Genomic DNA, 23,498 nt, shown 5'->3' on the forward strand with positions numbered 1-23,498 from the left:
CGGTGGTGTTGATCTGTCGCGTATCTACCGCTATATCCCCCTGAAGGTACTGCTCACGGCTGCCACGGGGACGCAGGTGTCGGCCGGGGTCCCCCGGACGCTCCAGCGCACCGGCCCGCGGGCCGGCGAGGAACGCCACCCGCCCTCCGCCGCGCCGCGGTCGAGCGGCGCCTCCTGAGGGAGCCTCAGCTGCCTCCGTCCTTCCTCACTCCAGGACCACCGTGGCACCGGCGCCTTCGAGGAGCTGCACGTTCTCCTCGACGTAGGAGAGTCGTCCCTGTGGTGCGGAGACGACATCTGCCGGTGCCCGGCGCACGACATCGGCGTCGTGCCGGATCAGGGTGAGGGGCGCGGCCACGCCGAAGCCGCCGCACAGGCAGTCCTTGAACGCGTCCCGTCTCCGGCCGAAGTACCCTCCGGGGCCGGTGAGCGCCTCGCTCAGCGCGCGGTGCAAGCCGGGCCCGTCCGTGACGAACCGGTGAGGGACCGGTGGCGTGGGTCCCGTCTCACGCCCGGCGGACGAGGAGTTCGGTGTTGCGGTCCGCCGGGGTGCCCGCCATTGCTTCGTGGACGCCGTCGGTCAGTCCGGCGGCGAGGCCGGGAGCGTTGTAGGACAGCTCGCGGTAGAGCGAGGCGAGGCCGACGGCGGAGAGGTCGTTGAAGTCCGTGTGGTGCGGGGCGGCGGATTCGATGAGGGTGGCGAACAGGGACAGTGTCCCGTCGTGGTTGTCCACGAGTTCGATGATCCGCGCATGCTGTGGATAGTCCACGTGCGAGGCGGTGTTGACCTCCCAGAAGGAGCGGGCGGCCGTCGGATGGGCATGCGGCGTGATGCGGTTGACGTGGCTGTGGCCGTTGATCCATGCCACCACGTTCGGGAACCGGCTCAGCAGCGCGATGACCTCCTCGCCGTCGTGCCGCTTCTCCTCCGTGCGGGCCGCGTCGGGGCGCCGGGTCATGCTCGGGCTGTGGTGGTGGCTGAACACCAGGATGTGCGCGTCGTCGGCGCCGGTGTTGCGCACCAGCCGGCCGTCCGCGTCGTAGTGGCGCGAGCTGTGAGCGGCCAAGGTCCGCTCCAGCCACCGGAGTTGCTCGGTGCCCAGCGACCCTTCGTAGTGGCCGCTGCGGTAGGTGGTGTCGATGCTGATGCCGATGACACCCTCGGCGACGGTGAAGGAGTAATACATCTGGTCACCGTCGAGGTGATTGTCGGTGTAGCCGTGCCCGACCGGTCCCGCTCCGGCGAACGCCGGGTTCAGATGCGCCCGCAGGTACTCATGGGGCGTGAACATCCTGCGGCGCTCGTCGGCGGTCACGGTGCGTGCGCCGGCGGCGTTACGGCTGAGGATCTCCTTGAGCACGGTGCTCTTGGGGTCGCCGCCGGAGTTCAGCACCTTGGCGAAGGCGGCCACGTCGGCATCCGGCACGGAGAACAGCTTGCGCGCCCCGGTGAGGTAGTCCGCCAGCACGGGGTCCTGCGGGGCCAGACAACCACCCGGCAGGTCGTCGTGGTTGCCGGGTGTCGAGTACCAGGGAAGCCGCAGGCCGGGGCTGACGACCGGGCGCATCGCGGCTTCGAGGTAGCCGGGTATCGGCGGCAGGCCGCGTCTCTTGTCCTGGTCGCGCAGGCTGTCGTCCGGGTGCCAGTACAGCGCGAGGCCGGAATTCTGTACGCCTTCGTACGACGTCGGGTCACCGGTGTTGGGCGTGATGCGGCCACCGCTCATGAGGGTGAGGAACCATTCCAGCTCCACCATGGAGTGGTTGTCGATGTTGTCACCCGTGGACATGACGAAGGCCGGCGGCCGGCCGGTGTGCGGTCCGCCGCGGACCGCGTTGGCCTGTTCCACCAGCGACACCGAACCGGCCACCGACAGCGCCTCCTGCGCCCGCCACGATCCCGGCGATCCGGCGCGCAGGTACTCGGTGCGCAACGGGCTCTGGACGTCGGCCACATGGAGGTCGGTGAACTGGACGAAGCACGCCAGGGCGGTCCGCCGGTCCTGGCGCCCGGCCGCGGCGGAGGCGATGTCACCCCGGACGACCAGGGGCCATCCGGGACCGGAGGTGATCCGGCGGTAGCTGCCGCTGCCGGCGAGAGTGGCCGCGGTGTCCAGCGTGGTGGCCCCGTACGGTGCCGCCCGCCGCGCACCGGAGCGGACCGGCGACGTATCGGTGAGGGGCTGTGCGTGTGCGGCGGCCGGGGCCGCGCTGCTGCTGCGCTGACTCGGCAGTGCCCAGGCGGCACCGGCTCCGGCGACGGCGGCACCGGAGCTGAGGAGGAAGCGACGACGGTTGGTGGGGATGTGCGTTTCAATTCCGGCCATGAGGCCCTCCGTGCCGTGGCCGGTGTGCCTGACCACAGCGATGTCACCAAGCGGAATATCTCATTCCAGAGCTTGGGCGGTGAGCGTGACCAGCAGCTGAACGGGCCCGGAACTGGGCACACCCATTGCCCGTCGGTACGGTCCGCTGCCCGGAGGGCCGTGGCGACCGGCCTGCCGCCCCCCTCCGTGCGCCTCCGTCGGGCCTCCTCGGTCCGCCGTTGCCTCCGGCGGGCCGGTCGTTGAGAGGCCGTTCACGAGCGCGAGGCCGATCGCCAGGCAGAGGCCGCGTGCGGATCCCATGGCCCGGCCCGCCTCACGTCATGTACATCTGTCACAGGGAAATCCGCAGCCCGCTGACGGCGATGCCGATGGCGGCACGCGGGAACGGTCTCCCGCCCCGCAAGGTCCCCCATTTCCCCATGGCAGGAGAGGTCATGCCCACTGGCGCCGCCCCGGTCCGGATCACGTCCTATGGCGCCCGCTGGGGTGCCCCGCCCCGGCATGACGCCGGCGCACTCGTACTGGACGTCCGTGACCGGATGTGGGACCCGGCCGACACCGCCGTCACCGCGTCCCTGGTCCCGCTGACGGGACTGGACCCCGAGGTCCGTGACTACGTCCTGTCCGGCCCGGACGCGCGGCGGACCGTCGAGCGCACCGGCCGTCAGGTACTCGCCCTGCACCGGGCCGCCGCCGAGGAAGCGGTGCATCTGTACGTCGCCTGCTGGTACGGCCGCCACCGCGCTCCGGCCGTCGCCCGGGCGGTCGCCGACTGGCTCGCCGAACGCGGCACCGCCGCCGATGTCGAGCACCGCGACATCGCCCGCCCGCTGATCCACCGCGAACCCGCCAAGCAACTGGAGGCCTGCGTCTTCTGCCGCATCGCCGCCGGCACCGCGCCCGCCCAGCTCGTCCGTGAGTGGCCGGACGCCGTGGCGATCGTGCCCCGCCGCCCGGTCACCCCCGGCCATCTCCTGGTCGTCCCGCGCCGCCATGTACGGGACGCGACGACCGATCCGGCCGTGACCGCCGAGGTGATGCAGCGCGCGGCGGAACTGGGCGCGGAGCTGGCGGGTGACCTGAACATCATCGCGGCGGTCGGTCCGGCGGCGACGCAGACGGTCTTCCACGCCCACGTCCATCTGGTTCCCCGACGTCACAGTGACGGCCTGTCACTGCCCTGGACTCCCCAGCCGCTGTGACGGCGTGAGGGGCCGACGGCCTGCGCGGATGGCGGCGCTAGTATCTCCGTTCGGATGCTTCGGCGGGGAGCGCGGATGAGCGGGGGGCAACGGATCGTGGCACGGGTGGAGTTGTCGTACACACCGACGGTCGAGGATTTCCGCGAGGCGCTGAGCGCCCGGGCGAAGGTCTCGGTGTCGTTCCGTCGTACGCGCCTGCTGATGGCGTTCGTGGCCCTCTGCATGGTGAGCGTCGTGGTGCTGTCGTGGGCGGGCGACGACTACGGCGATCTGCTTCCTGCCGTGATGGGGCTGGTCTTTCTGCTGGTCCTGCTGGGCCAGACACGGATGCAGGCGAAGAGTCTCCACCGGCTGGCCGCCGCCAAGGGCGAGCAGCGGATCGTCGCGGACGAGACCGGCGTCACCGTCGCGACCCAGCAGGGAACCACCAGCCTCACCTGGCAGGCGGCCCCCCGCTACGTCGAAACACCCGGGCTCTTCGTCCTGCTGAGCGGCGACAAGAACGCCTCCGGCCTCACCCTGCTGCCCAAGCGCGGGGCGAGCGGACCGGTCGATGCCGACCGGCTGCGCGCCCTGCTCGACCAGCGGCTGTCACGTGTCGGTACGGCCCACCCGCGACCCGGACGGGTGCCTTCACAGGACTAAGGGCTGTCCCGTAATCCCTGGCGGATCAGCGCGGGGCCTCAGCGCGGGACCGGGCCCTGTCCGCTGGAGCATGGCCAGGGGCCGCTCGTCACCGCGCGCTGTCGGCCACCTTGCCCTCTTCGTCGGTCCGGGACGCGCGGTGGCCCAGGTTGAGGGCGGTGGCGAGGTCGACGGACGGGTCGAGGGCGGCGTCGATACGGACGTGCAGCAGCGGTCCGCCGCCGGTGAAGCACTTGGTGCCGAGGGCTGCGTTGAGCCTGGCGGCGGCGGCCGCGGTGACGGTGATGCCGGTGTCCATGCGCAGAACGGCGGCCTCGGGGTCGACGGATGACGTGGTGCGGGGCCGGGTGAAAGTGCCCAGAGTGGCCTTCCCGCCCCGGTCCAGGGCGGCGTTGAGGGTGCCTTGGGTGAGGTCGCCGACCAAGCCGGTGACCTTGACGACCTTCTTCGTCTTGATGTTGATCAACGCGATACCGGCGCGGGTGAACCGGAGCTCACCGCCGACCTTGCCGCCGCTGTTGGTGACGACACCGCTCTTGATGCCCAGACGCACGCTGCCGGTGGAGTAGTGCGGGCTGATCTCGCCCTGGGTGTCGATCTCCGCGATCGCCACGCCGCGGGCCTTGAGCGCGGCGAGGAGCGTCGGGGGCGCGTCGAAGCGGGCCGAGCCGCCCTCGACGGGGACCTCGGTGTTTCCGGCGAGGCGGGTGGCGGCCCGGCCGCCGGACGGCGCGGTGGAAGGGCGTGCCGGGGCAGGGGCGGCGGCGAGAAGAGCAGTGGTGAGCGCCAGAACGGCAGCCGTGGCGAGATGGCGAGCGCGCATGCATGTCCCTTTCTCCGGTGGGACCGAGTGCTGCGGAGCACCCGATTCCGTGCTGGAGCGGTCACCCTACGTGCTCGTCGTGGCGGTTCGGCGGCGGCCGTGGCGCGCCGGGCCGGGTCGTACGCCGCCCAGCCCTGCCGCGGCGAGGGGGCGGAGCACCCCGGTCAGGGGTGACGTCCCTCCAGGCTGATCAGCAAGGTGCGCATCGCGGCATTGAGCTCGTGCTGCTGCTCGTGTGTGAACGCGGCGAGCAAGGTGCGTTCGGCCTCGGTCTTGGTGGCGAAGACCTGCAGCGCCCGGTCGAGACCACGCTCGGTGAGCGTGACGAGAACGCTGCGGCGGTCCTCCGGGTCGAGTTCTCTGCTGACCCACCCTTTGGCTTCGAGCCGGGAGACGCGGTTGGTGACGGCTCCGGTGGTGAGCTGCATCTGCTCCATCAGGTCTTTGGCGCTGAGGCGATGGCGCGGCGCGGCCCTGCGCAGACAGGCCAGTAGCTCCAGTTCCCACAACTCGATCCCGTGTCGCGCCAGTTCGCGCTTGAGCTCGATCTCCATGTGGTGCGCCACCCTCCGCAGGCGATACACCAACGCCTTGGACTCCAGGTCGGCCGGGTCGTGCGCGGCGGAGATGACGTCGATCATGCCGTCGACGCGGTCGCGGGGCGAGCTTGTGGTCACACGTCGGATCCTAGCAGCGCGTTGACTGAAAGGCGAACGTTAATTATCTTCACGTTAAGGTAATTAGAGGAGGAGCCATGACGCGCACCGCGCGGGAGAAGCTCGGCCAAGTCGTCACCGTCGCCGGAATGGCGGCGGCCCTGCCGTCGGTCTGGCAGACCGTCACCCACATCACGGATGACACCTATCGGGCGCCCGAGGCGCGGGACGGCGCGGGCCATGTGCAGTACCACATGGCCCGCGAGGCCCTGATCACCGCGGGGAGCCTGACGGCCATCGGCATCGGCGTTCTCGCCGGGCCGCGGCGCGGCCGGTCGTTGTGGGGCGCGATGGCGGCCGCAGGGGCCGGCTTTGCGGCGGCGATGTGGTCCGGAGGCCCCACCACAGGTGTCTGGGCACCCAACGAAAAGGCGCTCACGGTGCACCTCGCCTCCACCACCGGTCTCGCCGCGGGTATCTGGCTGCTGCGCCCCGGGCGGGGGCGTCGATGAGCGTCGAGGTGATCGTTGCGGGAGGCGGGCCGGTCGGCCTGCTGACCGCTGCTCTGCTGGACGCCGCGGGGGTCACCGTGGAGGTACTGGAGCGCAGGGCCGGTCAGAGCGAGAACGCCAAAGCCACCGCGGTGCACCCCCGGACCCTGGAGGTCCTCACCCTGCTGCGCACCGAAGGCGGCCGGCGGCTCTCCGACGTACTGGTCTCGCTGGGGCGCCCCGTACCGAGCGCGCACTTCGCCGCACTGCCCGACATGCTCGACTACACGAAGCTCGACACGCCCTACCCCTTCGTGCTGATGGTCCCGCAGACGACGACCGAGCGAGTGCTGGCGGACCACCTTCGCAGGCGCGGAATACCAGTGCATTACGGTCACGACGTCACCGGGTTCACCCAGGATGCCGACGGGGTCCGGTTGACCGTCAACGGCCGGGTGCGCGAAGCCGGTTACCTGGTGGGCGCCGACGGCGCGCGCAGCCTCGTACGACGGCAGGCCGGCATCGACTTCCAGGGGACCCCGCCGTCCATGGTGGGATTCGTCGCCGACGTCACCCTGACCGATCCTCCGGACGGCGTCGCGCACTACTGGGACCACCGGCGCGGTCAGATCAGTGTCGTCCCCCTCCCCGAGGGTAGGCACCGGGTGTTCGGCACCGAAGCCGCGGACACCGGGCTCACCCCCGACCAGGTACGCGCGCGCCAGACGCAGGCACTGACCGTCGACGAACTGCGGGCCCTCCTGCACCGGATGACCGGCAGTGACCACGGACTGCGCGAGGCGCTGTGGCTGTCCACGGCCAATGACACGACGCGGCACGCCGTGAAGTACCGCAGGAACCGGATCTTCCTGGCCGGCGACGCGGCACATGTCCATCTGGCCGCAGGCGGCCAGGGGATGAACGTCGGCCTGCAGGACGCGGCGAACCTGGCGTGGAAGCTGGCGGCCGAGATCCAGGGCTGGGCCCCGACCGTGATCACCGAGGGAGCGGCCGCCTACGAGAGCGAGCGCGCCCCGGTCGCCGTCAAGCTGGCCGGCAACACGCTGGCTCAGGCGGCCCTGATGACCACCTTCAGCCCGGCGGGAGCGGCGCTGCGTGACCTGATGAGCGGGCTGATCGCCAAGGGCGGCGAGACGGCGGACGACCTGACCGCCTGGTTGTCCGGCCTCGGCCTGTCCTATCCCCCTCCTGCCCCGGGGCACCCGTTGGACGGCTGCCGCGCGCCCGACCTGGAACTGTCGGACGGCACCGTGCAACGCCGGCTGGCGATCGACCGCTTCCTCCTCGCCGACTTCACCCCGGACGCCGTCTTCGGGCCCCTTCGCTCGGCCCGGGTCGAGGTTGCCGGGGCCCCGCCGTGGTCGGGGCTGTCCGCCGCACTGATCCGGCCGGACGGCTATATCGCCCGCGCCTGGACCGGCCCCGATGTCGAGGAGGTGGCCGCGGCGCTCCGCTCCTGGACGACCGGCCCGTAAGCGCCCGGGGCGCCGCCCGTTCCTTCGCGCCGGGCGGCGCACCGTACACCTGAGCGCCGTGGGCCTGGCCGAAGCCCTCGTGCCCTTCCCGCATCCTCAGCATCTGATGATCCTGGACCCGGGACAGTGAGCTCCCGAGGTGACCGTTGCGGGCGGTGATCGTTCTCCGGTGGTGAACAGAATCGTCACTGCCTCGGTCCTCTCCCTCTGCTGCCTGGTGCCGGCTGCTTCGGCTCATGCCGACGGCCCCGAGAAGATGCCGCAGGTGGCAGGCCATCGGCTGGTCTCCGCCTACGAGGCTCTCCATTACGACACCTCCGTCCAGCTCAAGGACGGGCGCGGCGCGGGCCGCCATGTGCTCTGGCCGGCGGGCTGGAAGGTCTGTGCGCAGAGTCCGGCGGCGGGCACCCCGCTGCAGGGCCGGAGGGTCACGCTCACCGTCGTCAAGAGCGAGGAGTCGTGCCCGTAGTGGTGCGCCGCGCCCGCTCCGCTGGGCCGTATCAGCCGCGTGGGATGCGCCCCTTGCTGTGCATGGCGGTGCGGACGCGTTCCTCGGCCAGGCGGCGGCCGGCGGTGTGCGGGGTGATGTGCTGCAGCCGGGCCGCGTCCAGGACGGTCATGGTGTTGGCGCGCAGCCGCGTCGAGACCGTCTCGACAATGGTGGGTGTGTCGGGCCGGAAGCCGGAGTAGCGGGCGTCCATCGCGAAGGCGGCCGCGACGACGCCGCCGGCGTTCGCCACGAAGTCGGGGAGCAGCGTGATGCCACGCTCCGCGAGGATGCTCCGGGCTTCCGCTGAGGTGGGCAGATTGGCGCCCTCCACAACGAGCTTCGCCTTGATGTCGGGCGCGGTGGTGCGGTCGATGACGTCCTGCAGAGCGGCGGGCACCAAGATGTCGCAGTCCACGGTGAGTTCGCCGCCCGGAGCGAGCCGGGTGCCGGGGGAGTGGCGGGTGACGAAGCGGTCGCCGTGCTCCTCGCGCGCCGCCAGCAGAGCGTCGACGTCGAGACCGCTGGGGTCGTACAGCGCCCCGTGGGCGGTGGACACCGCCACGACGGTGGCACCGAGTTCGGCGAAGCGGCGGGCCGCCGCGCTGCCGACCGCACCGAAGCCCTGGAGGGCGACCCGGGAGCCGGCCATCGGCAGCCCCTGGTGCCGTGCCGCGGCGTCGGCCGCCTCGGCAACGCCGTAGCCGGTGACACCGAGCTTGTCGTAGGCCACGCCGCCGAGATGCTCGGGGGTGCCGACGGCGGCGCCGCGGTCGCCCAGCTCGTCCTGGATGATGGCGGCGTCATCTTCGGTCAGGCCCATGTCGAGCCCCATCACGTACTCGCGGGGCACCTCGTTGGACAGTGCGCGGGCGAAGGCACGCAGCACCGCCTCCTTGTCGCGGGAGGCCGGGTCCGCGACGATGCCGGCCTTCGCACCGCCGTAGAAGAGGTCGACGGCGGCCCACTTCCACGTCATGACACGGGCCAGCCGGGACACCTCGTCGACGGTCACGCCGGGGCTCATGCGGGTGCCGCCCTTGCCGATGCCGCGAGCGGTGTTGTCGATCACCAGGACGCCCTTCATGCCGGTGCGCCGGTGCGAGACGACGACGATTTTCTCGGGGCCCCACTCGTCGACGAGAGAGAGTGCATCAGTCACGGGTGTGTTCCTTGTCGGTAGGAAGGGACGGGAGCGCGGGTCGGGCGGGGGTGTCGGCCGGGGGCAGCGCCTGGGCGATCAGCTCGGCGAGATGGGTGCCGCCGCGATGGGTCTGCTGGGCGATCTGGGTGCGGCAGCTGAAGCCGTCGGCCAGGATCTGTGTGTCGGCTGCGGCCGAGCGCACCGCGGGGAGCAGTACCTGTTCGCCCGCGGCGACCGAGACGTCGTAGTGGCCGCGTTCGAAACCGAAGTTGCCGGCGAGGCCGCAACAGCCCGAATCGAGCGTGGTGTTGTCGACTCCCATGCGGGCCAGCAGCGCTGCGTCGGCGCTGAAACCGGAGGTGGCGTGCTGGTGGCAGTGGGTCTGGCTGATCGAGCGGGCCTCGATCAGCGGGGGCTGCCAGCCGGGCGTGTGGTGGACGAGGAGTTCGGCGAGGGTGCGGGTGGTCCGGGCGAGGGCGCGGGCGTCCGGGTTGCCGTCGAGGAGTTCGGGGAGGTCGCTCTTGAGGGCCGCGGTGCAGCTCGGTTCCAGTCCGACGACGGGTGTGCCGGCACGGACCGCGGGAGCCAGCGCGGCGACGGTCCGCCGGGCGATACGGCGGGCGATGCCGAGCTGGCCGGTGGTGATCCAGGTGAGCCCGCAGCACTGTGTGCCCTCGGGGACCTGCACCCGGAAGCCGGCGTGCTCCAGCACGGCCACGCCGGCTTTGAGGACATCGGGGCTGAAGTGGTTGTTGAACGAATCGACCCACAGCAGGACCGGTCCGCGCCGGCCGTCGCCCCGGGGTGTGCGGCGGCGGAACCAGGTCAGGAAGGTCTGTTGGGCGAAGCGTGGGAGGTCCCGCTCCGCGGCGATGCCGCCGAGCCGTTTGACGGCGGGGGCCAGGCGGGAGGAGGTGAGCGCGTTGACCGGACCGGGGATCCGGGCGGCCAGCCGTGACAGCAGCGGCAGCCAGCCCATGGTGTAGTGCGACGCGGGGCGCAGGCGTCCCTTGTAGTGGTGGTGGAGGAACTCCGACTTGTAGGTGGCCATGTCCACCCCGACCGGGCAGTCGGCACTGCATCCCTTGCACGACAGGCACAGATCGAGGGCGTCGCGGACCTCGGTGGAACGCCAGCCGTCGGTGATCACCTCTCCCTGGGTCATCTCGTACAGAAGACGGGCGCGGCCGCGGGTGGAGTCCTTCTCGTCCAGGGTGACCCGGTAGCTGGGGCACATCACATCGCCGCGGTGCGCGGCGGAGCGGCACTTGCCGACGCCGACGCAACGGCGGGTGGCCTTGGCGAAGTCGCCGTCATCGGCGTGGAAGGGGAAGACGGTGGCCAGCGGCAGGGGGGTGCGGTGCGGGCTGACCCGCAGATTGCCGTCGACGGGCAGCGGCTGCACGATCATGCCGGGATTGAGGCCGTGGTCGGGGTCCCAGATGTTCTTGAATTCCTCGAACAGGTCGAGGACGTCGGGTCCGTACATCAGGGGCAGCAGCGCGGAGCGGGCCTGGCCGTCGCCGTGCTCGCCGGACAGTGAGCCACCGTGTGCGGCGACCAGCCGGGCGGCGTCGGAGAGGAAGGCGCGGAAGACGGCGGTGCCCTGCTCGGTGGTGAAGTCGAAGTTGATCCGGACGTGCAGACAGCCTTCGCCGAAGTGCCCGTAGACGGCTCCCTGCAGCTCATAGCGGTGCAGCAGAGCGGTGAACTGGCGTAGATAGGAGCCCAGTTGGTCGGGCGGGACGGCCGCGTCCTCCCATCCGGGCCAGGCTTCGGAGCCGTCGGGCAGCCGGGTGGCCAGGCCCGCGCCGTCCTCGCGGATCCGCCACAGCTCACGGGCGCGCACGGGATCGGTGATGACCTCACTGCCGGTGCAGCCGGCGGCCCGGTGCGCGCTCTCGGCCAGCGCTTCGGCCTGCCGGGACAGCGTGTCCGCCGGACCGCCGAGTTCCGCGAACAGCCAGGCCTGTGCGGTCGGCAGGGTGTCGATGGCGGCCCTGGTCCCGGGCCGGGTGACGATGTCGGTCAGCGCGCGATCGAGTCCCTCCAGGGCCAGCGGCTCGTGCCGGAGCAGTGCGGGGACCGCATCGGCCGCGGCGCCGGCGTCCGAGAAACCGAGGACGACCAGGGCCCGTGCGGGGGGAGGCGCCAGCAGGCGGACGGTCGCCGAGAGGACGACGGCCAGTGTGCCCTCGCTGCCGACCAGGGCTCTGGCGAGGTTGAAGCGCCGCTCGGGCAGCAGCTGTTCCAGCGCATAGCCCGACACCTGCCGCGGAAACTGCCCCAGCTCGGTGCGCAGCGTCGCCAGATTGCGCTGGGCGAGGCCGTACAGGGAGGCGATCAGCTCTCCGCGGTCATCGCCCGCGGCAATGGCCGCGTCGATCTGCTCACGGGTCATCTCGCCGAGCCGGACCACCGTGCCGCGGTAGGTGACCACTTCGAGTTCCACGATGTTGTCCGCGGTGCGTCCCCAGGCGAGCGAGTGCGAACCGCAGGCGTTGTTGCCGATCATGCCGCCGAGGGTGCAGCGGCTGTGCGTGGAGGGGTCGGCGCCGAACAGCAGGCCGTGCTCGGCGGCAGCTTTCTGCAGCTCGTCCAGCACGATGCCGGGCTGCACGGTCGCGGTCCGGGTGTGCGCGTCCAGCGCGATCAGCCGGTGGAAGAAGCGGGAGAAGTCGAGCACCACGCCCGGCCCGACGGCCTGCCCTGAGGTGCTGGTGCCCGCGCCGCGTGCGGTGACCGGCACTCCCAGGCGACGGCACACACGGAGGGTGTTGAGGACGTGTTGCCGCTCGCGGGGGAAGACCACGGCGAGCGGGATCCGGCGGTAGTTGGAGGCATCGGACGCGTACTGTGCCCGGTGCCCGGCATCGCCGGCGACCTTGCCGCAGTCCCCGCGGTCGAGGGCTTCGGCCACAGCTGCCGCGTCGAGGCTGCCGAGGCCCTGCGCTGTCGTGGTCACCGTGCTCGCTCCTTCGTGCTCACCGGTCATGTTCTGCTTGGTCCCGTCCACGATGTGGGCCGCCGGGGGCGAGGGACAAGGCCCAGCAGGACGAAAGAATTCATGCTTGAGAGCAACAGATCCTTAGGCTCGCCTTCGAGGGCGGCAGATGTTTATGCTCGCCTTCCCGCGTCCTTGGGAGCCCGTGTTGCTGAAGCCACTGCATCTGCTCACACTGAAGGCCGTCGTCCGCAGCGCATCGTTCGCCCTCGCGGCCCGCGACCTCGGTTACACCGCGTCCGCCATCTCCCAGCAGATCTCCGCCCTGGAGAAGGAGACCGGACTGGTGCTGTTCGAGCGGGAGGCGCACGGGATCCGCCCCACGGCCGCGGCCCACCGCCTGGTCGACCTCAGCACCCGTGTGCTGGCGGCCATGGACGACCTGGACCACCAGGTGCAGGAGCTGGCCACCGGCGCCACCGGCCGGCTGCGGCTGGGCAGCTTTCCCACGGCCGACGTGCGGCTGGTGCCCTCCGCCCTGTCCGCGCTCGTCGAAAGCCATCCGCGGGCACGTATCCAGCTGGAGGAGGGCGAGCCCGAAGAGCTCATCTCCGCGCTCAGCCACGGCGATCTCGATGTCGCGCTCGTCTTCGAGTACGGGCTCAGCCCCCGCCAGTGGCCCGACGGCCTGACCCGCCATCAGCTGCTGCGCGAGGACCTGGTCCTGCTCAGGGCCCGCGACAGCGACCTGAGTGCGCAGCTGCCCCAGCTGTCCGGGGCCCGCTGGATCACCAGCCGGGAGGACACCGCCGGGGCCCGGTCGTTCGTCCGCCTCTGCGCCGCCGCGGGGTTCGACGCCGCCGTCGCCTTCCGCAGCAACAACTACAACGTGGTGCGGGAGCTGGTGTCCGCCGGGCTCGGGGTGGCCGTGGTCCCGGCGCTCGGCCATGTGCCCGGCGAGGGGATCGAAGCGACCAGGGTCACCCAGCGCTCCGCACACCGCAAGGTGATGGCGCTGCACCGCAGCGAGAACAGCAACCCGCTGCTCCCCGCCGTGCTCAGCTGTCTGCGGCGCGCGGTACCCGACGGCGAGCCGTATCTGCACCCCGCGCAGGCCGAGTGACCGTCCGGGCGAGGGGCTCCGCCGCTCCCGGTGCGGGGGAGCGGCGGAGCACCGGCGCGGGCGGCTGACCGCCCGTCACCGGACCGGTGCGGGCTCGGGTTCGTCGGACTCGGACATGTGGTCAAGGGCGTCGAGATCCACCGAGCCTCCCGGCATGACCTTGCGGGTGCGGCGGTAGCCGTAGGTGGCGTAGATGACCAGGCCGACGACCAGCCAGCCGCCGAGCCGCACCCAGGTCTCCCATTGCAGGAACGACATCAGCCAGATGGAGAAGGCCATCCCGAGGACGGGCACCACCGGCATTCCCGGGCACCGGAATCCGCGCTTGAGGTCCGGCTTCCGGTAGCGCAGGAGCAGCACGGAAGCGGAGACCACCACGAACGCCAGCAGCACTCCGATATTGGTGAGTTCGGCGACCGCGTTGATCGGCAGCAGACCCGCCAGCACGGCGGACACGGCACCGATCAGCCAGGTGGCGCGGTGCGGAACCTTGCGCTGGGGATGGATGGCGCCGAACCATGCCGGCATCAGCCCGTCGCGGCTGAGCGCGTACCACAGGCGGGAGGCGCCCATCATGAAGGAGAAGGTCACGGTGACGATGCCGATGACCGCGCCGACGGCGATCACATTGGCCAGCCCGTTCAGCCCCACGCTCTGGAACGCGCTGGAAATGCCGCTGTTCGGATTGAGCTTGCTGTAGTGCTGCATCCCGGTGAGCACGATGCAGACCAGCACGTACAGCACCATGGAGACCGCCAGCGACAGCATCATCGCCTTCGGCAGCTTGCGCCGTGCCTCCACCGACTCCTCCGCGGCCGTGCTCAGCGCGTCATAGCCGAACACGGCGAAGAAGACCGTGGCCGCCCCGGTGAAGGCCCCGCCGAAGCCGAACGGCGCAAAGGGATGCAGATTGCCGGTGTTGACCTTGGTGAAGCCCACCACGATCACCAGCAGCACGATGGCGATCTTGATGATGGTCAGCACCGTCTCCACCCGTGCCGAGGTGCGGGTGCCGCGGTTGAGCAGCCAGGCCACGCCGAGACAGATCGCCATCGCGAGCAGGTCGACCCGGTGGCCGGTGCCGGTGCCGGGGGCGCCCAGGGCCCAGGCCGGCAGATGGATGCCGACGGCCTGCAGCAGAAATCCCAGATAGCCCGACATCCCGATCGCCACGACGGCCACGATGGCGGTGTACTCCAGGAGCAGGTCCCAGCCGACGATCCAGCCCACGATCTCCCCGAGGACCGCGGCGCAGTAGGTGTAGGACGAGCCTGCCTTCGGCACCATGCCGGCGAACTCCGCGTAGGCGAAGGCCGCACAGAGCGAGGCGGCTCCCGCCACGAGGAACGAGATGAGGACGGCGGGGCCGGCCACGTCCCGGGCGACGGCCGCGGCCAGGCTGAAGATGCCGGCCCCGATGATGGCGCCGATGCCGATCATGGTCAGCTGGGTGAGGCCGAGCGTGCGCACCATGCGCTCACCGGTCGGCTGTTCATGGGGAAGCGTTCGCCTGAAGATTCCCTGGGGACCTCTTCCCAGCAACGCGCGAAGGGGAGAATTCGGGGTGTGATGGGGGGACATCGCTCGCTCCCTGTCAGGCAACGGCGGCACGACGGGCCACCGTCGTGGCGTGGGTCACCACTGGCCTGAAACCATCACTCACGATCCTCCCCGGCAAAAGGGACCCCAGCGCGACAACTTACGTGGCTGAGGGCAAGCGGAACTGATGGAAGGGCGCCGCAGGGCGAGAAGACCGGATTCTTGTGCACACGGCACCTTGTTCCGGGGAAGGGCAACTCGTCCAGGGGCCACGGCGGTTGGCGGCGTGGCGTGGCGCGGCGCGTCCGGGCAGCGGCCGGGGCCCGTCCTACGGACCATGGCGGTCATGGGTGCCGCGCCGCGCCCCGGACACCGCCCGCAGGACGTCGACCAGCGCCGCCACCGTGGGCCGGTGCTCGACGGAGGAACGGAACATCACCACGATGTGCCGCTCGACCTTCTCCCGCAGCCGTACGACATCGAGGCGTGACGCGCGCAGGCCGAGCATCAGATCGGTCACGGTGCTCACCCCGATACCCGCCTCGACGAGCGCCAGCGTGGCCGCGGTATCGGTCACCTCGTGCCGGACACGGGGTTCGATGCCCGCTCGTCGGCAGGCGGTGCGCACCGCGCGGCCGTAGTAGCTGTCGGGCGACGGCAGGATCCACCCCAGATCCTGGGTCTCCGCCAGGCCGACCACCTCGCGTCCGGCCATCGACCCGGCGGGCACCGCCAGCGAGAAGCGCTCGCGGTAGAGCTGCCGCACCTGCAGGGCGGACTCGCGCGGAATGGGCACGTCCGGGTAGTCCAGGCCGAGCGCCAGGTCCACCGCTCCGGTCGTGACCGCGTCGTGCACCTCGTCGACATCCATGTCGCGGCTGTGCACCGTCAGCCCGGGATGGACCCGCCGTACCTCCTGCAGCGCCGGCGGCAGGATCTCGGCGGCCGCCGTGGCGAACAGCCCTACCTGCAGTACTCCGGAGATCTCGTGCCGGGTGCGCTCCAGCGCCTCGACGGCTTCCGCCTCCGTGGACAGGATCCGCTCGGCGTGACGCGCCAGCGTCCGGCCGGCGTCGGTCAGCTCCACCCGCCGCCCGACCCGCCGCAGCAGCTCCATGCCCGCGGCCTTCTCCAGCGCGGCGATCTGCTGAGAGACGCCACCGGGCGTGTATCCAAGGGCCTGTGCCGCCGCGGTGATCGTTCCGCGCCTGGTCAGCTCCACCAGGGACCGCAGCTGCGCACTCGTCCAGTCCATATAGAGATCGTAATAGATCGGACGCAGTAACTGTTCGTAGACGTCAACGGTTGGGGTGCTGCACGATGGCGGGCAGCTAGCTGATCAGCTCTTCTTGCCATGCACTGACAGCCCTCGCCACGCGCCGGACGGTTGCCCCCGGCGCCGGTTTGGGCCTCCGGAAGGGATCGGCCTCTTGTCCATGTCATCCATCTCCCGCACCGTTCCGCCGACCGCAGACGTCGTGATCGTCGGCGGCGGTGTGATGGGCACCAGCATCGCGTTCCATCTGGCCGAGGCCGGGGTGCACAACATCGTCGTCATCGAGCGGGGCGAGCTGGGGAGCGGCAGCTCGGGCAAGCCGATCGGCGGGGTGCGGGCGCAGTTCTCCGACCCGCTCAACATCGCACTGGGCAGCAGGAGTCTGCGCGCCTGGCAGGACTTCGGGCAGCGTCCCGGCGCCGACATCCGGCTGGACAGCGTCGGCTATCTCTTCCTTCTCACCAGCGACCGGCAGGCCGCCGATTTCGAGACCGCCGTCCGGATCCAGAACAGCCTCGGCGTCCCCAGCCGCATGATCGGCCCCCGCGAGGCACACCAGCTGTGCCCCTACCTCAGCACCGACGGGCTGGTGGCCGCCGCCTACTCCCCGACCGACGGCCACGCCCGGCCCGGACTCGCGGTCCAGGGCTATGCGCGCGCCGCCGCCCGGGCCGGCGTCGCGTTCGCCCCCCACACCACCGTCACGGGCCTCGACACCACCGGTGACCGCGTCACCGCCGTCCACACCGATCACGGCCGGATCTCCTGTTCCACGGTCATCTGCGCCGCGGGCGCCTGGTCCGCGCGGCTCGGCGAGATGGCGGGCGTCCACCTCCCGGTGCGCCCGGTGCGCCGCCAGCTCGCCTTCACCGCGCCCATCGCGCCGCCCGCCCCGCGCCTCCCCTTCACCATCGACTTCGACTCGACGGCCTACTTCCACAACAGCGACGACGGACTGCTGTTCGGCCTCGCCGACCCCGAGCAGGCCGACGGCTTCGACACCACCTGGACACCCGACTGGCTCGAACTGTTCCGCGCCGCCGCACGGCGCAGGGCCCCCGCCCTCGCCGACATGGAGACCACCGGCGGCTGGGCCGGACTGTACGAGGTCACCCCGGACCACAACGCACTGATCGGACGGGCCGGCGCGCCGCACAACTTCCTGTACGCCACCGGGTTTTCCGGCCATGGCTTTCTGCAGGCCCCGGCGGTCGGTGAGATCATGCGCGACCTTCACCTGGAGCGCACACCGTTCGTCGATGTCACTCCCTTCAGCGCCGACCGCTTCACGGCCGGTGCCGAGACTCGCCCCGAAATCCATGTGGTGTGAATCCCCCCGACGGAAGGATGACCTGCCGATGATCAGCCAGTGGCAACTGCGCGCCGCATTCGCCCAGCGGCTCTCGGACATGTACGGGCGGGAGGTGCCCGCCTACACCACGCTCGTGGACGTCTCACGCGAGGTCAACGAGGATGTGCTGGGTGCGCTGGGCGCCGACGCCGAGCGCCTGGGATCCATCGGCCGGGTGACCGCGGAACGGCACGGCGCCATCCGCGTCGGCACCCCCGAGGAACTCCGCCAGGTCGCCCGCATCTTCGGCGCCCTGGGGATGCACCCGGTCGGCTTCTACGATCTGCGGGAAGCCGCCGCCAGCGCGGTCCCCGTCGTGTCCACCGCGTTCCGCCCCGTCGACGGCGAGGAACTGGCCCGTAACCCGTTCCGCGTCTTCACCTCCCTGCTCACCCCCGCAGACCCCCGGTTCTTCGACCCCGACCTGCGCGCCCGCCTGGAAGACTTCCTCGCCGGCCGTCAGCTCTTCCCCCCGGAACTGCTCGCCCTCGCCGACCGCGCGGAAGGTGCCGGGGAACTGCCCGAAGCGGACGCCGAACGGTACCTCCAACTCGCCGTGCGGGCCTTCGAACTGTCCCCCGAGCCGGTCGACCAGGCGTGGTACACGACCCTGGAACGGGTCTCCGCCGTCGCCGCGGACATCGGGGGAGTGCGCAGCACCCATATCAACCACCTCACCCCCCGTGTCCTGGACATCGACGAGCTCTACCGGCGGATGACCGAGCGCGGCATCGAGATGATCGACACCATTCAGGGGCCGCCCCGCTGGAAGGGCCCCGACGTCCTGCTGCGCCAGACCTCCTTCCGGGCCCTCGCCGAGCCCCGCGCCCTGCGCACCCCGGACGGCAGCGTGATCAGCGGAGCCCTGCGGGTGCGCTTCGGTGAGGTCGAAGCCCGCGGTATCGCCCTCAGCCGCGAGGGCCGGGCCCGCTACGACCGGCTGCTCGCCCGCGTCGACGATCAGGCGGCCCGCCACCCCGGGACCGACCGGGCCGAACTCGCCCGCGCCCTGTGGGCGGAAGAACTTCCCGACAGCGAGCAGGGACTCGCCGTACAGGGCCTGGCGCACTTCACGTATCACGTCGCGCCCGACCGGCCACGTGACGGCAGCCGGCCGCCCGCCGGGCTTCACGACCTGCTGGAACAGGGCTGGGTCCGTGCCGAACCGCTCGTCTACGAGGACTTCCTGCCCCGCTCCGCGGCCGGCATCTTCCAGTCCAACCTCAGCGAGGAGGGCTCCAGGAACAACGACCAGCAGGGCGCCGCCTACGACAGTGCATGGCTCTCCGGCGCCCTCGGACGCGACGTCCTGGACCCCTTCGACCTCTACGAGGAGCAGCAGAACCGCTCCCTCGGGCAGGTCGCACGAGAACTCGGACTCGACGGTACGCCCACCTGACCACCCCACCCGCCACCCGCACCCCTCAACACCCCAAGGGAGCACCATGACCAGCACCATCCTCCCCACCACCGAGGATCTGCGCACCCGGGCCCGCGACAGCCTCGCCGCCCTCGGTGTCACCGTCCGGGAAGGCGACGACTTCTCCGCCCGCAGCCCCATCACCGGCGAAGACCTCTTCGGCCTGCGCGCGGCCACCGCCGCCGACACCGAGGAGGCCATTGCCGCCACCCGTGAGGCGTTCCTCACCTGGCGCACCACCCCGGCGCCCCGCCGCGGTGAACTCGTGCGCCGTCTGGGCGAGTTGCTGCGTGACCACAAGAGCGACCTGGCCGACCTCATCACCATCGAAGCGGGCAAGATCCGCTCCGAGGCGCTCGGCGAGGTCCAGGAAATGATCGACATCTGTGACTTCGCCGTCGGTCTGTCCCGCCAGCTCTACGGCCGTACGATCGCCTCCGAGCGCCCCGGCCACCGTCTCGCCGAGACCTGGCACCCCCTCGGCGTGGTCGGCGTCATCTCCGCGTTCAACTTCCCCGCCGCGGTGTGGTCGTGGAACACCGCCGTCGCCCTGGCCTGCGGTGACACCGTGATCTGGAAGCCCTCCGAGCTCACCTCGCTGATCTCCCTCGGCTGCGACCGGCTGCTGGCACAGGCCGCCGAGGACGTCGGTGCCCCGCGCGATGTGCACCGCCTGCTGCTGGGCGACCGCACCATCGGCGAACGGCTCGTCGACGATCCCCGTATCGCGCTGATCAGCGCCACCGGCTCGACCCGCATGGGACGCGAGGTCGGCCCCCGCGTCGCCGCCCGCTTCGGACGCAGTCTGCTCGAACTCGGCGGCAACAACGCGGCCGTTGTCGCGCCCTCCGCCGACCTCGACCTCGCCGTGCAGGGCATCGTCTTCGCCGCGGCCGGCACCGCGGGCCAGCGCTGCACCACGCTGCGGCGTCTCATCGTCCACCGGGACATCGCCGACACCCTCATCGCACGGCTCACGGCCGCCTACCAGAAGCTCCCCATCGGCGACCCCTTCGACGAGACCACCCTCGTCGGCCCCCTCATCTCCGCCACCGCCCTGGGCGCCATGCAGGACGCCCTCACCCGGGCACAGGCCGAGGGCGGCAAGATCCTCGCGGGCGGCAACCGGCGCCTCGCCGACGCCGCGCCCCGGGCCAGCTATGTCGAACCGGTCATCGTCCGCGTCGACGAACAGACCGACGTCGTCCGCGAAGAGACCTTCGCCCCCATCCTGTACGTGCAGACCTACGACACCCTGGAAGAGGCCATCGCCCTGCACAACGACGTCCCGCAGGGCCTCTCGTCCAGCATCTTCACCCGCGATCAGCAGGAAGCCGAGCTCTTCCTGTCCGCAGAGGGCTCGGACTGCGGCATCGCCAACGTCAACATCGGCACCTCCGGCGCCGAGATCGGCGGGGCCTTCGGCGGGGAGAAGGAGACCGGAGGCGGCCGCGAGTCCGGCTCCGACGCCTGGCGCGCCTATATGCGCTCCGCCACCAACACCATCAACTACTCCAGCCGGCTCGCCCTCGCCCAGAACGTCAGCTTCCTGTAGCCGCCGGCCGGGCCCCGCACCCGGTTCAGCACCCTCGGCCACCCCCGTCCTGCCTCGCGCAGGGCGGGGGTTCGTCATGCCGGTGGCGTCCGGAACCGCACGCGGGGCCCGGCGAGGTGCCCGGATATCGGGCGCCATCTGCCGTTTTTCGACAAACACCGCGCTGCGCCGGGACATCCGTTGACGTGGTGGGCGGCGCGTGTGATGGTACGGCGGCCTGGGTCATGGACATGCCGTTCTCCCGCCGCGCAGACGCTGCCCCACGTTGTCGACGCCGGCCGGGACGACGACCCCGCCATGGCCCGGTGCTCCACCAGAACCTCCGTCGGTAGAACCCCTACCCCCTCAAGGAGTCATGGTGTTACGAAGACTCGCGGTGGCCGGCGTATCCCTCGCCGCCACCCTCCAAGCAGCCGTGCTGGCCATCGCCCCCACCGCCGCGGCCACCTCGCAGAGCAATCCGTCAGCCCACCTGCCCGCCGCTGCGATATCCGCCGGCGACCGGGCCGTGCACAGCGGGCCGGGCACGACCGTCGTAGGCCCCGTCGCCGGCCGCACCCGGACCGCGGACGCCCCCGACATCGACGTGGCCAAGGTCCAGGCACATCTCACCGAGCTCAACAACATCGCCACCCGCAACGGCGGCACCCGCAAATCCAGCGGACAGGGCTACCGGGACTCGGTCACCTACGCCAAGGCCAAGCTTCAGGCAGCCGGTTACACCGTCACCGAACAGCCCTGCACCTCCGGCTGCGCCACCGGGGCCGGGCCCAATCTGATCGCCGAATGGCCGCAGGGCGACGCCACCAAGGTCTATATGTTCGGCGCGCACCTCGACAGCGTCGGGGCAGGGCCGGGCATCAACGACAACGGCTCCGGCTCGGCCGCGCTGCTGGAGACGGCACTCACCCTCGCGCAGCAGCACCCCACCATGGCGGCCCGGGTCCGGTTCGGCTGGTGGACGGACGAGGAACAGGGCCTCAACGGCTCCGACTTCTACGTCGGTTCCCTCTCCTCCGCCGAGCGGTCGAAGATCAAGGCGTACTACAACTTCGACATGATCGCCTCGCCCAACGGCGGCTACTTCATCAACCACCTCACCTCCGCCGCGGCCCAGCCGATGAAGGCGTACTGGGACTCCCTCGGCCTCCAGCCCGAGGAGAACACCGAGGGCGCCGGCCGCTCCGACGACTACTCGTTCGAGCAGGCCGGCATCCCCACTTCCGGATATGCGATGGGTGCCAGTGCGCGGAAGACCTCGGCGCAGGCGACCAAGTGGGGCGGCACCGCGAGCCGTGCCTACGACTCCTGCTACCACCAGTCCTGTGACACCACCAGCAACATCAACAGCACGGGACTGAACCGCAGCGTCGACGGCATCGCCGCCACCCTGTGGAAGCTCGCCGTCGCCGACAGCACCCCGGCGAACGACTTCTCCCTGACCGCGGGCCCGGCCACCGGCAGCGTCGATCCCGGCGCCTCGGCCACCAGCACCATCTCCACGGCAACCACCAGCGGGTCCGCCCAGTCGGTGACGTTGTCGGCCTCGGGCGCTCCGGCCGGTGTGAGCGTCGCCTTCAGCCCCGCCTCGGTGACCTCCGGCGGCAGCTCCACCATGACGGTCGCCACGACGTCGAGCGCGGCACCCGGCACCTACACCCTCACCGTCACCGGCACCGGGTCCATCACCCACACCACGCCTTACGCCCTGACGGTCAAGGGCGCCGGAGGCTGCACCGCCCAACAGCTGATCGCCAACGGCGGATTCGAGAACGGCACCACACCCTGGACGGGCGACACCGGGGCGATCGGCGCCCACGCCGGTCAGTCCGCCCACGGCGGCAGCAGGTTCGCCTGGCTCGGCGGCTATGGCTCCGCCGCCACCGACTCCCTCAACCAGTCGGTGACCGTGCCCTCCGGATGCAGCAAGGCCACCTTGACCTACTGGCTGCACCTCGACACCGATGAGACCGACCGCGTCGCCTACGACACCTTCAAGGTCAAGGTGGGCAGCACCACCTTGACGACCCTCTCCAACACCGACGCTTCGAGCGGCTACACCCAGCGCTCCCTGGACCTGACCCCCTACATCGGACAGCGGATCAACCTGACGTTCACCGCCACCGAGGACTCCAGCCTCCAGACCAGCTTCGTCGTCGACGACGCGACCCTGCAGACCGGCTGACCGACGGCCCGGAGGGGCAGGGCGCACCTGGCTTGCCCCTCCGGTGCCACCCCACGCCGATCACCGGCCGGCCCGTCCGGTGATCGCCGGCGTGCGGCCGGTGCCGTACCGCCCTGGTGGACGAACAGGTCCGTACCGTACGGAAGTTGAGCCCGCGCCCGGCCGCGATGCGTACGACAGGTCAAGCAGTCGCCTCGTCCGTCGCGTAACACGAGGCGGCGTAGTGGCCCCGGTCGCCGGTGGGCGTCCAGCCGCCGGTGCCCTGACCGGGGTCGGCGAGGGCGAAGCCGTTGTCGAGCAGTTGCGCGCCGAGCGAGGCGGCGGGGAAGCCGCTGCCGTCGGGTGTGTCTTCCACGGGCCACAGCGTGACGAGCAGGGCTTCGGTGTCGCCGGTGTCGGGTTCGCGGTCGAGGCTGGCGACTTCGAGGTGCCAGTGGCCGTTGCGTACAAAGGCCTCGGCGCGGTAGACGGCCCGCGCGGCCGGGGCATTCTGATGGGTTTCCGTCATGCGAAGGGAGCTCCTGTTGTGGGGGCGGGAGTGCGGGAAGGGTGGTGACGATTCCGGCGGACGGCGGACGGCGGACGGCGGACGGCGGACGGCGGACGGCGGACGGCGGATGGCGGATGGCGGACGGCGGCCCGGCCTCGCCGGTTCAGACCTTGCGCCGACGGGCCATGGCGAACGAGATGAGGCCGGACCACGCCAGACCTGCGGCGACGGGCCGGCGGCCAGGGATCGGCCGGGGTATCGGCGTGCGGGCATGTGGGACCTCCAGACGGCTTCTGCCCCGTCGCCGGGGGCCACCCGGCCGGTCTCCACGACCGACGAGAGCG

18 protein-coding genes and 1 pseudogene are annotated in these 23,498 nt (G+C 71.1%); 10 read left to right on the forward strand and 9 right to left on the reverse strand.

Annotated features, from left to right (window positions below):
* Positions 1–205: 205 nt before the first annotated feature.
* Positions 206–460: pseudogene (locus tag ACWGI6_RS04290) on the reverse strand (barstar family protein); the annotation flags it as partial.
* A 46-nt stretch (positions 461–506) separates the two neighbouring features.
* A complete protein-coding gene (locus ACWGI6_RS04295) occupies positions 507–2,327 on the reverse strand; it encodes a TIGR03767 family metallophosphoesterase (RefSeq protein WP_453266047.1) in 1,821 nt (606 codons plus the stop codon).
* A 434-nt stretch (positions 2,328–2,761) separates the two neighbouring features.
* Here ACWGI6_RS04295 and ACWGI6_RS04300 point away from each other — a divergent pair, with 434 nt between their 5' ends.
* Positions 2,762–3,529 carry a RapZ C-terminal domain-containing protein gene (locus ACWGI6_RS04300; RefSeq protein WP_453266048.1) on the forward strand — a complete coding sequence of 256 codons (768 nt, stop codon included), beginning with the start codon at positions 2,762–2,764 and terminating at the stop codon, positions 3,527–3,529.
* A gap of 75 nt (positions 3,530–3,604) precedes the next feature.
* A complete protein-coding gene (locus tag ACWGI6_RS04305) occupies positions 3,605–4,174 on the forward strand; it encodes a YcxB family protein (RefSeq protein WP_453266049.1) in 570 nt (189 codons plus the stop codon).
* Between the two features lie 88 nt (positions 4,175–4,262).
* Here ACWGI6_RS04305 and ACWGI6_RS04310 read toward each other — a convergent pair whose 3' ends face one another.
* Complete coding sequence (locus ACWGI6_RS04310; RefSeq protein ID WP_453266050.1) at positions 4,263–4,997, reverse strand: hypothetical protein; 735 nt, start codon at positions 4,995–4,997, stop codon at positions 4,263–4,265.
* 164 nt (positions 4,998–5,161) lie between these two features.
* On the reverse strand, positions 5,162–5,674 hold the full coding sequence (locus ACWGI6_RS04315) for a MarR family winged helix-turn-helix transcriptional regulator (protein WP_393904754.1): 513 nt from the start codon (positions 5,672–5,674) through the stop codon (positions 5,162–5,164).
* A 77-nt stretch (positions 5,675–5,751) separates the two neighbouring features.
* On the opposite strand from ACWGI6_RS04315, the gene ACWGI6_RS04320 reads away from it, so the two are divergent.
* From ACWGI6_RS04320 to ACWGI6_RS04330, 3 genes are all read left to right on the forward strand, one after another.
* Entirely contained in the window at positions 5,752–6,165 is a 414-nt protein-coding gene (locus tag ACWGI6_RS04320) for a hypothetical protein (protein ID WP_453266051.1), read from the forward strand.
* A complete protein-coding gene (locus ACWGI6_RS04325; RefSeq protein ID WP_453266052.1) occupies positions 6,162–7,640 on the forward strand; it encodes an FAD-dependent monooxygenase in 1,479 nt (492 codons plus the stop codon). Before ACWGI6_RS04320 ends, ACWGI6_RS04325 begins: the two co-directional genes overlap by 4 nt.
* A 169-nt stretch (positions 7,641–7,809) precedes the next feature.
* Complete coding sequence (locus tag ACWGI6_RS04330) at positions 7,810–8,109, forward strand: PASTA domain-containing protein (RefSeq protein WP_393904750.1); 300 nt, start codon at positions 7,810–7,812, stop codon at positions 8,107–8,109.
* A 31-nt stretch (positions 8,110–8,140) separates the two neighbouring features.
* Here the strand turns inward: ACWGI6_RS04330 and ACWGI6_RS04335 are convergent, their stop codons facing one another.
* Both ACWGI6_RS04335 and ACWGI6_RS04340 read right to left on the reverse strand, forming a co-directional pair.
* Entirely contained in the window at positions 8,141–9,289 is a 1,149-nt protein-coding gene (locus ACWGI6_RS04335; RefSeq protein ID WP_453266053.1) for a Glu/Leu/Phe/Val family dehydrogenase, read from the reverse strand.
* The gene (locus ACWGI6_RS04340; RefSeq protein ID WP_453266054.1) at positions 9,282–12,236 is read right to left on the reverse strand and encodes an FAD-binding and (Fe-S)-binding domain-containing protein; all 2,955 of its coding nucleotides are present in this window, start codon (positions 12,234–12,236) and stop codon (positions 9,282–9,284) included. Before ACWGI6_RS04340 ends, ACWGI6_RS04335 begins: the two co-directional genes overlap by 8 nt.
* Before the next feature lie 184 nt (positions 12,237–12,420).
* On the opposite strand from ACWGI6_RS04340, the gene ACWGI6_RS04345 reads away from it, so the two are divergent.
* Positions 12,421–13,338: a LysR family transcriptional regulator gene (locus tag ACWGI6_RS04345; RefSeq protein ID WP_453266055.1), complete on the forward strand. Its 918-nt coding sequence runs from the start codon at positions 12,421–12,423 to the stop codon at positions 13,336–13,338.
* Between the two features lie 75 nt (positions 13,339–13,413).
* On the opposite strand, the gene ACWGI6_RS04350 is transcribed toward ACWGI6_RS04345, so the two are convergent.
* Entirely contained in the window at positions 13,414–14,811 is a 1,398-nt protein-coding gene (locus ACWGI6_RS04350; RefSeq protein WP_393904746.1) for an amino acid permease, read from the reverse strand.
* Positions 14,812–15,205: 394 nt separating this feature from the next.
* Complete coding sequence (locus ACWGI6_RS04355) at positions 15,206–16,132, reverse strand: LysR substrate-binding domain-containing protein (RefSeq protein ID WP_453266056.1); 927 nt, start codon at positions 16,130–16,132, stop codon at positions 15,206–15,208.
* Between the two features lie 181 nt (positions 16,133–16,313).
* On the opposite strand from ACWGI6_RS04355, the gene ACWGI6_RS04360 reads away from it, so the two are divergent.
* The 4 genes from ACWGI6_RS04360 to ACWGI6_RS04375 all read left to right on the forward strand — a co-directional run bounded on the left by ACWGI6_RS04360 (position 16,314) and on the right by ACWGI6_RS04375 (position 22,664).
* Positions 16,314–17,483 (forward strand): NAD(P)/FAD-dependent oxidoreductase, encoded by a 1,170-nt coding sequence (locus ACWGI6_RS04360; RefSeq protein ID WP_453266133.1) that lies wholly within the window; start codon positions 16,314–16,316, stop codon positions 17,481–17,483.
* 28 nt (positions 17,484–17,511) lie between these two features.
* Complete coding sequence (gene hglS / locus ACWGI6_RS04365; protein ID WP_453266057.1) at positions 17,512–18,903, forward strand: 2-oxoadipate dioxygenase/decarboxylase; 1,392 nt, start codon at positions 17,512–17,514, stop codon at positions 18,901–18,903.
* A gap of 46 nt (positions 18,904–18,949) precedes the next feature.
* Positions 18,950–20,479, forward strand: coding sequence for an L-piperidine-6-carboxylate dehydrogenase (gene amaB, locus ACWGI6_RS04370; RefSeq protein WP_453266058.1), 1,530 nt, complete (start codon positions 18,950–18,952; stop codon positions 20,477–20,479).
* Between the two features lie 355 nt (positions 20,480–20,834).
* Entirely contained in the window at positions 20,835–22,664 is a 1,830-nt protein-coding gene (locus tag ACWGI6_RS04375) for a M28 family peptidase (protein WP_453266059.1), read from the forward strand.
* A 181-nt stretch (positions 22,665–22,845) separates the two neighbouring features.
* Here the strand turns inward: ACWGI6_RS04375 and ACWGI6_RS04380 are convergent, their stop codons facing one another.
* Positions 22,846–23,172, reverse strand: coding sequence for a hypothetical protein (locus tag ACWGI6_RS04380; protein ID WP_453266060.1), 327 nt, complete (start codon positions 23,170–23,172; stop codon positions 22,846–22,848).
* Between the last annotated feature and the right edge of the window lie 326 nt (positions 23,173–23,498).

The organism is Streptomyces sp. NPDC054786 (genome assembly GCF_053611685.1).

Coding starts and splice junctions, on each gene's coding strand:
- ACWGI6_RS04295 (WP_453266047.1), bottom strand. CDS start 2,327: ATGGCCGGAATTGAAACGCACATCCCCACCAACCGTCGTCGCTTCCTC.
- ACWGI6_RS04300 (WP_453266048.1), top strand. CDS start 2,762: ATGCCCACTGGCGCCGCCCCGGTCCGGATCACGTCCTATGGCGCCCGC.
- ACWGI6_RS04305 (WP_453266049.1), top strand. CDS start 3,605: ATGAGCGGGGGGCAACGGATCGTGGCACGGGTGGAGTTGTCGTACACA.
- ACWGI6_RS04310 (WP_453266050.1), bottom strand. CDS start 4,997: ATGCGCGCTCGCCATCTCGCCACGGCTGCCGTTCTGGCGCTCACCACT.
- ACWGI6_RS04320 (WP_453266051.1), top strand. CDS start 5,752: ATGACGCGCACCGCGCGGGAGAAGCTCGGCCAAGTCGTCACCGTCGCC.
- ACWGI6_RS04325 (WP_453266052.1), top strand. CDS start 6,162: ATGAGCGTCGAGGTGATCGTTGCGGGAGGCGGGCCGGTCGGCCTGCTG.
- ACWGI6_RS04350 (WP_393904746.1), bottom strand. CDS start 14,811: ATGGTGCGCACGCTCGGCCTCACCCAGCTGACCATGATCGGCATCGGC.
- ACWGI6_RS04355 (WP_453266056.1), bottom strand. CDS start 16,132: ATGGACTGGACGAGTGCGCAGCTGCGGTCCCTGGTGGAGCTGACCAGG.
- ACWGI6_RS04360 (WP_453266133.1), top strand. CDS start 16,314: ATGTCATCCATCTCCCGCACCGTTCCGCCGACCGCAGACGTCGTGATC.
- hglS (WP_453266057.1), top strand. CDS start 17,512: ATGATCAGCCAGTGGCAACTGCGCGCCGCATTCGCCCAGCGGCTCTCG.
- amaB (WP_453266058.1), top strand. CDS start 18,950: ATGACCAGCACCATCCTCCCCACCACCGAGGATCTGCGCACCCGGGCC.
- ACWGI6_RS04375 (WP_453266059.1), top strand. CDS start 20,835: ATGGTGTTACGAAGACTCGCGGTGGCCGGCGTATCCCTCGCCGCCACC.
- ACWGI6_RS04380 (WP_453266060.1), bottom strand. CDS start 23,172: ATGACGGAAACCCATCAGAATGCCCCGGCCGCGCGGGCCGTCTACCGC.